Origin of the sequence: Clostridium sp. UBA5119 (assembly GCF_002414285.1) — a bacterium.
Taxonomy (GTDB): Bacteria; Bacillota; Clostridia; order Clostridiales; family Clostridiaceae; genus Clostridium_J; species Clostridium_J sulfidigenes.
Map to the genome: position 1 here is coordinate 1 of NZ_DHYX01000091.1, position 6,670 is coordinate 6,670.

At 28.7% G+C, this 6,670-nt stretch carries 8 protein-coding genes, 5 tRNA genes and 1 other annotated feature; of the genes, 1 reads left to right on the forward strand and 12 read right to left on the reverse strand.

The genetic code is table 11. The features are described from left to right. The 4 genes from rplT to ytxC form a co-directional block, all read right to left on the reverse strand. On the reverse strand, positions 1-333 hold a 333-nt coding region (rplT, locus tag B2671_RS13885; protein ID WP_346870937.1), incomplete at its 3' end, for a 50S ribosomal protein L20. 27 nt (positions 334-360) lie between these two features. Next, positions 361-558 carry a 50S ribosomal protein L35 gene (gene rpmI, locus B2671_RS13890; RefSeq protein ID WP_035135823.1) on the reverse strand — a complete coding sequence of 66 codons (198 nt, stop codon included), beginning with the start codon at positions 556-558 and terminating at the stop codon, positions 361-363. A 19-nt stretch (positions 559-577) separates the two neighbouring features. Beyond that, positions 578-1,105 carry a translation initiation factor IF-3 gene (gene infC, locus B2671_RS13895; protein ID WP_346870938.1) on the reverse strand — a complete coding sequence of 176 codons (528 nt, stop codon included), beginning with the start codon at positions 1,103-1,105 and terminating at the stop codon, positions 578-580. Between the two features lie 33 nt (positions 1,106-1,138). Then, positions 1,139-1,250: a sequence feature (ribosomal protein L20 leader region), on the reverse strand. A 36-nt stretch (positions 1,251-1,286) separates the two neighbouring features. After that, positions 1,287-2,198, reverse strand: a complete 912-nt coding sequence (ytxC, locus tag B2671_RS13900; protein ID WP_346870939.1) for a putative sporulation protein YtxC — start codon at positions 2,196-2,198, stop codon at positions 1,287-1,289. A 393-nt stretch (positions 2,199-2,591) separates the two neighbouring features. Between ytxC and B2671_RS13905 the strand changes: the two genes are divergently transcribed. Continuing rightward, on the forward strand, positions 2,592-3,296 hold the full coding sequence (locus B2671_RS13905) for a DUF6873 family GME fold protein (protein WP_346870940.1): 705 nt from the start codon (positions 2,592-2,594) through the stop codon (positions 3,294-3,296). Between the two features lie 124 nt (positions 3,297-3,420). On the opposite strand, the gene B2671_RS13910 is transcribed toward B2671_RS13905, so the two are convergent. From B2671_RS13910 to B2671_RS13945, 8 genes are all read right to left on the reverse strand, one after another. Further along, positions 3,421-3,494: transfer RNA gene (locus B2671_RS13910), tRNA-Cys, on the reverse strand. Positions 3,495-3,498: 4 nt separating this feature from the next. Continuing rightward, a tRNA-Gly gene (locus B2671_RS13915) sits at positions 3,499-3,573 on the reverse strand. 7 nt (positions 3,574-3,580) lie between these two features. After that, positions 3,581-3,656: transfer RNA gene (locus B2671_RS13920), tRNA-Phe, on the reverse strand. A 22-nt stretch (positions 3,657-3,678) separates the two neighbouring features. After that, a tRNA-Asp gene (locus B2671_RS13925) sits at positions 3,679-3,755 on the reverse strand. Positions 3,756-3,758: 3 nt separating this feature from the next. Next, positions 3,759-3,834 (reverse strand) — tRNA-Val (locus B2671_RS13930). Positions 3,835-3,975: 141 nt separating this feature from the next. Next, the gene (gene hslO, locus B2671_RS13935; RefSeq protein ID WP_346870941.1) at positions 3,976-4,857 is read right to left on the reverse strand and encodes an Hsp33 family molecular chaperone HslO; all 882 of its coding nucleotides are present in this window, start codon (positions 4,855-4,857) and stop codon (positions 3,976-3,978) included. A gap of 4 nt (positions 4,858-4,861) precedes the next feature. Further along, positions 4,862-5,608: a class I SAM-dependent methyltransferase gene (locus tag B2671_RS13940; protein ID WP_346870942.1), complete on the reverse strand. Its 747-nt coding sequence runs from the start codon at positions 5,606-5,608 to the stop codon at positions 4,862-4,864. 219 nt (positions 5,609-5,827) lie between these two features. Then, entirely contained in the window at positions 5,828-6,070 is a 243-nt protein-coding gene (locus B2671_RS13945) for a small, acid-soluble spore protein, alpha/beta type (protein WP_346870943.1), read from the reverse strand. Between the last annotated feature and the right edge of the window lie 600 nt (positions 6,071-6,670).

Genomic DNA, 6,670 nt, shown 5'->3' on the forward strand with positions numbered 1-6,670 from the left:
CTCTACTAATTCAGCAAATGCTTTTGGATCGTTGATTGCTATTTCAGAAAGCATTTTTCTGTTTATTTCAACTCCAGCAAGTTTCATTCCATTCATGAATTTTGAATAAGAAAGATCATTCATTCTAGCAGCTGCATTTATTCTAGCTATCCATAGTTTTCTGAAATCTCTTTTCTTTAATTTTCTTCCAACATAAGCATTTCTTAATGCTCTTATTACTGATTCATTAGCTGTTTTAAATAACTTGCTTTTTCCACCGTAGTATCCTTTTGCAAGTTTTAATACTTTTTTATGTTTTTTACGACTATTCATCGCTCTTTTTACTCTTGCCATTATATTTACCTCCTAGATAACTTCCTACTATAAGTATGGTAGTAATTTCTTCATTATTTTTTCTTGAGTAGTTGAAACATATCCTGTTTTTCTAAGATTTCTCTTAGTCTTTCTGCTCTTCTTAGTTAATATATGGCGTCTAAAAGCTTTAGATCTTTTTAACTTACCTGTTCCTGTCTTTTTAAATCTCTTTGCTGCACCTCTATGTGTTTTCATTTTTGGCATTGTAAAGTCCTCCTCTCGGTTATGCTCTTTTTGGAGCTAATATCATTATCATATTTCTTCCTTCTTGTCTAGCTGGCTTTTCAATAATATAAACATCACCTAATTTTTCTACAAAAAGGTTTAATATCTTGCGTCCAACCTGTGAGTTTTCAATTTCTCTTCCTCTAAATCTCACAGTAACTTTAACTTTGTCTTCATCTAATAAGAACTTTCTAGCATTATTAGCCTTTATCTCAATATCGTGCTCTTCTATGCTAGCACTTAGTCTAATTTCTTTAAGAGTAGTGATTTTTTGTTTCTTTTTAGCTTCTTTTTCTTTCTTTTGTTGTTCATAAACAAACTTACCAAAATCCATGATTTTGCATACCATAGGTTTTGCATTTGGAGATACTACAACTAAATCTAATTCCTTTTGTAATGCAATTTCTAATGCTTCTTTTGTAGAAATTACTCCTAGTGCTTCCCCGTCTGAGTTAATAACTCTAACTTCTTTGTCTCTTATCTCTTCATTCATCATGAAATCTTTATTTTTACTGATAACATTCACCTCCGGCTTTTAAACCACATATTTTTATTTTATATAAAATAAAAAGGACAGCAAACGCCGTCCTGTTATTACAATTATTGTAAACCAAAATTTTACCTTACTAGCAGTACTGTAAGGTGAGAAACGGCAGTTTCTACTTGTTAATTAGTTATTTACTTTTTCACTAACATAGTTAATATTACTACACCTTTATATTATTGTCAATAGGCATTTCTATAATTTCTTTAAACATTAAACATTCATTACAACCACTACAATGATAAATTCTATTTTCAAAAACTTTCTCTAGAGTATTAATTAGCTCCTTATTTTTACATCTATTAGCAGAATGTATTACTATCTTTTTCGGGCACATAGTTATTAGTCCACTTATAACTAAATCATCTTGACTAACGTCTACTATATTTTTATTTTCGCAAATCTCATTCAAAAGGGTTTCCATAATATTATTTCCAAATTCATCTCTAAGTATATATGAATCTCCTCTTTTTCCAATATACAAATCTACTTTTTCAGCCTTACTTTCTTGTATCTCAACAAAATACTTTAAAAGACTAATAAATTCATTATACTCTTTTTCTATCATATAACTTTCTACCACTTTTTCTATTATGGTATATATCTGTGGCATTAATTCCTTGGATCTAAAGTCCATAAACCCTTTAATATTTAATACGTTTCCTTCTTCTATACAATTAATAATTCTATCTAAAATATTATTTTTCTTATTCATATAATATATCACAGTATCATCTATAGGTACTTCTTCTTTTAAAATTTTATATATATCCTTTTTTATAATACTTATATCGTTATAGTTAAGAAAATTATACGTTTCATTTAGATGTTTATTAACCCTTTTTTCTAAAAACTCATTAATAATCACACCATATAAAATATTCGCTGTATAATAGTTAAATAACTTCTTAACTTCAGCCTNNACCCAATATATATGTAGACATTCATTCAATTCATCATTTTCAATTTTTAAATTTATACTTTTCTTTTTTTTTCTTAAATACTCACCCATACTCTTAACTTGATTTAATACATAATCCTTATAGCTATTATTTACAATGGTCAACAGTAGCATTCAATCACCCCACTTCATGTTAAGAATTTTATAGATACAGAACTTCACTTTAATATATTATGTATATTATGTGTTTTTATTTTTTACTATATACAATTTATTAAATCCAATTTATTCTACAAATTTTATAGCATATATGATATATTATTTTTAAATTAATATATTGCTTAAATTAAATAAAGGCTCTATTTTTTAGACAACTACACCGTAAATAAATTTTTTTGTAGAAATATGGATATGAATGTTACATCCGTAACTTTTTAAATATATATCTATATAACTATTTGTTCTATCTATGCGGGTTTGAGGAGAATCTATCATTTTGATAGTATGGTTAGATATATATTAAAATATAAATTATTGATAACAACTAACCTTAAGGTGGTGACATTTTTGAAATATGCTTTTGTAGACTTTAGAATTTCTTTTGAGGAATTATTTGCTTTAGAAAATTTAAATTGTAAAGTTATCCTTTGCGAACCTTGCAATTCATTATATCCAGCTATATGTGGTCATCCTGATATTCTTATGCATTTCATAGACAATAATAATATTATCATTCATAAAGATGCCTCTTCTATCTTTGAAGAAACTCTAAAATCTCTAAATCTAACAGTATTGAGAAGCACTAGCACTTTAACTGATAAATATCCTAATGATATTATTCTTAATGCTGTAAATACTCCTGATTTTTTTATGCATAATATAAGGTATACTGATAAAACTTTATTAGAAAACATTCATCATAAGACTTTAATAAATGTTAATCAAGGTTATACTAAATGCTCTACTGTAGTATTATCTAATAAAGCCTTCATAACTTCTGATATATGTATTTACAAAGAATTAAATAACTATGGATATGATGTACTATTAATTCCACCAGGGGACATTCTTTTACCTCATTTGAATTACGGCTTTATTGGAGGAACTTGCGGTATGATAGATTCTAAAACTATAGTTTTTTATGGAGATTTAGATTTATATCCTCACGGGAATTTAATAAAAAGATTTTTAGATAAGCATGGCATAACCCCTATTTCTTTATCCAACTCTCAACTAATTGATAGAGGTAGTATATACTTTTTAGATATTTAGTAGATCATCTATACAAAATGCTACAATATGAATTTTTAATATTTAATTTTAATGCCTCTCTCTAAGAATCATATTTATATAATATACAAAATAAAAAAGCAAGTAAATAAATTACTTGCTTTTTTGGAGGCGCCACCCAGATTTGAACTGGGGATAAAGGCTTTGCAGGCCTCTGCCTTACCACTTGGCTATGGCGCCATATTGGAGCGGAAGACGAGATTCGAACTCGCGACGTTCACCTTGGCAAGGTGACGCTCTACCACTGAGCCACTCCCGCGTAATAATGGTGGCTCGAGCAGGAATCGAACCAGCGACACGAGGATTTTCAGTCCTCTGCTCTACCGACTGAGCTATCGAGCCAGACACAAATTTTAGAATTTATTGGCGACCCAGAAGGGACTCGAACCCTCGACCTCCGGCGTGACAGGCCGGCACTCTAACCAACTGAGCCACTGGGCCATATGGTGGTCGCAACAGGGATCGAACCTGTGACCCCCTGCTTGTAAGGCAGGTGCTCTCCCAGCTGAGCTATGCGACCAAAATTTAAATTTGTGATACTACTATTAAAAATAATCTTTGCTAAGCTTAAAAAACAATAAATCTTCCAAGTCTTAACAAAGACTATTATATTAAATTTTTAGTTTATTGTCAATATGGTTTTTAGAATTTATTATAAAAATTAGTTAATAGCTTCTAATATTTTTTTAATATCTTCTGGTTTAAAATCATAGGTTTTATTACAAAAATGGCACAATATTTCTTCTGTCTTACCCTCATCATATATCTCTTGCAAATCATCTTTACCAATACTAATTAGCACTCTTTCAACTCTTTCTCTAGAACAGTCGCATTTATACGCTGGTACTAAAGCATCATATATTTTCAAATCCATATCTTCAAATATAAATTCTAATATTTCTTCTATGGTCATTCCTTTCTCTATCATAGCCGTTACTGATGGAACTTCTTCCAACCTATAAGTTATAATATCTGCTAAGAATTCTGACGCACCTGGCATCATTTGTATAATAAATCCTCCAGCAGCTTTTATAGATAAATCTGTATCTACCAATACTCCTAAAGCAACAGCAGATGGTGTTTGCTCAGATACCGTAAAGTAATATGCTATATCATCTCCTACTTCTCCTGTATATATAGGCACTTGCCCTACATAAGGTTCTTTAAGCCCCATATCCTTAATTACTTTTAGATATCCATTTTTACCTATAGCACCGCCAACTTCTAATTTACCTTTTTCATTTAAAGGTAAATTTACTTTTGGGTTTCCTATATATCCTTTAACACTTCCATCATGATGGGCAGTAACAGTAACCCCTTTTGCTTCTCCACAACCATCTATTTGAATAGTTAAACTATCAGTATGATTTTTTAGCATAGCCCCCATCAAAACTCCACCAGTTAACATTCTTCCTAACGCTGCTGAAGCTGTTGGCATACATTCATGAGTTTTAGTTGCTTCATTCACTAATTCAGTAGTAATAGCTGCAATTATTCTTACTTGGCCATCCTTTGCAGTAGCTCTAATTAATTTATCTTTCATTTCTCTAACATCCTTTCTTACTCAAAACATAGGTTATTCTTTCTGTATTCTCGCCTATGGCAATTTCTTCATAGCAATTGAGTTTTTTTTCTATAACAAGATTTGCTTCTTTTATAAACTTTTCTATTTTACTCTCACTATAAGCTCTCTCTCTGTGATGTTCATCAAATCTATGGTACACTCGTCCTTCTTTAACAAAAAATGTTAAGTACATATCAACAATATCCTCTTGTAATTGATTCTCCCAAACATATACCACATCTTCTCTGTCATAGTTAAAGCTATTATTTCCTAGTATATTTTTTATTTTGTACTCTGTATTAATATCAAAAATAAAAATACCATCATCCTTTAAGTGTTTATTAACTGACATAAAATATAATTGAAGTTTTTCATCCTCAATAATATAATTAGTAGAATCCAATCCACAAGTTATCAGATCAAACTGCTTTTTAAGATTAAAGGTACATATATCTTGGCACATGACCTTAGCTTTAATTCCCTCTGCCTTTAATTTTTCATCTGCAATAGATAACATATACTCTGATAAATCTATAGCCGTTGTAAATATAAAGTTTTTCCCAATTAACTTGGTAAAATTCCCTGTACCACAAGCTAAATCTAAATATTCTCTTCTTCCAACATTATATTCCTTGCAAATCTCAATAATTTTTTCTGCCCAACCTCTATAATTGATATCTTCATTAATAAGTTCATCGTATATATCAGCAAAATCATTATAACAGTCCATAGGTTCACCATCTTTTCTATATAATCACCTATTTATTTTACATTACTTTTTTTATTTTGTCTAAGAAATCTTCCATGACTATGTAACAAATCTAATATCTATATGTTTATTTATGTACTAAGCTATAATTATATCTCTCAATTAAATTAAAATAATTTATCTTAATTATTCTAACAAAGTCTTAGTCAAACTTGATTATTAGTAATATATCATATAAAACTAAAAAAACTCATCATTCTTAGGAATATTTAGACCTTTTTTCTTTTTGGTCATCATACCTCCAATTCTCCCCGTCTCTTCTGCAGTTAAACTACTCCATCCAAATTCATTTACTTTATCAGCCAAACCTAATTCTTCTACTATATCATATTTTATTTGCTCTCTTAAAGCCTCCTGTGGAGTTAATTCTTTATTAGCTTTCAATTTAGATTTTATCACTTTTTTCATAGGAGTCTTACCCACAAGCTTCCACCTCCGCGTTATTAAAATATAGTTTTAATGTAATAACTATATTTTCTACCATAGATTTTTTTTTATTCATATCCCTTACAAATTCTACATCAGTTATCTATCCATCCCCTATGTATTATCACAATAAACAATTAATTATATTACATATTTTCACTTAAATAAATATATTTACATATAGTAACTTTTTATGTATAATTATATATTATAAGAATTAAACCTAATTATTATTTTAATGTGAAATATTCAGTATATCATTTCATATACTTTCACATAAATTAATATTTTTTTCAATATTATCAATTCATTCTCATCACGAGTGTGAATTCTATTTCATTTTGTAATTGTTGATTTCTCGATATTTCATATTTGTAAAGTATATATTTATAGTTTTAATAAACCTTATTCAAATTAAATATAAATATTTTTTAGTTTAACTTACATTGTTTTTACAATATTTTTAATAGTATCTCATTTTCATTGATATGACATAATTCTTTAATTAGAGAATTATATTAGCATTGCTAATATTTTCATATTATAAATAGGGGGAAATATTTATGAAAAGCAAAAATATCTTAGCATGTGTTCTTA

Excerpts from the sequence above, each read along its gene's own strand:
- B2671_RS13940 (WP_346870942.1), bottom strand. The coding sequence starts at position 5,608 with ATGGACTGTTATAATGATTTTGCTGATATATACGATGAACTTATTAAT.
- rpmI (WP_035135823.1), bottom strand. The coding sequence starts at position 558 with ATGCCAAAAATGAAAACACATAGAGGTGCAGCAAAGAGATTTAAAAAG.
- hslO (WP_346870941.1), bottom strand. The coding sequence starts at position 4,857 with ATGAAAGATAAATTAATTAGAGCTACTGCAAAGGATGGCCAAGTAAGA.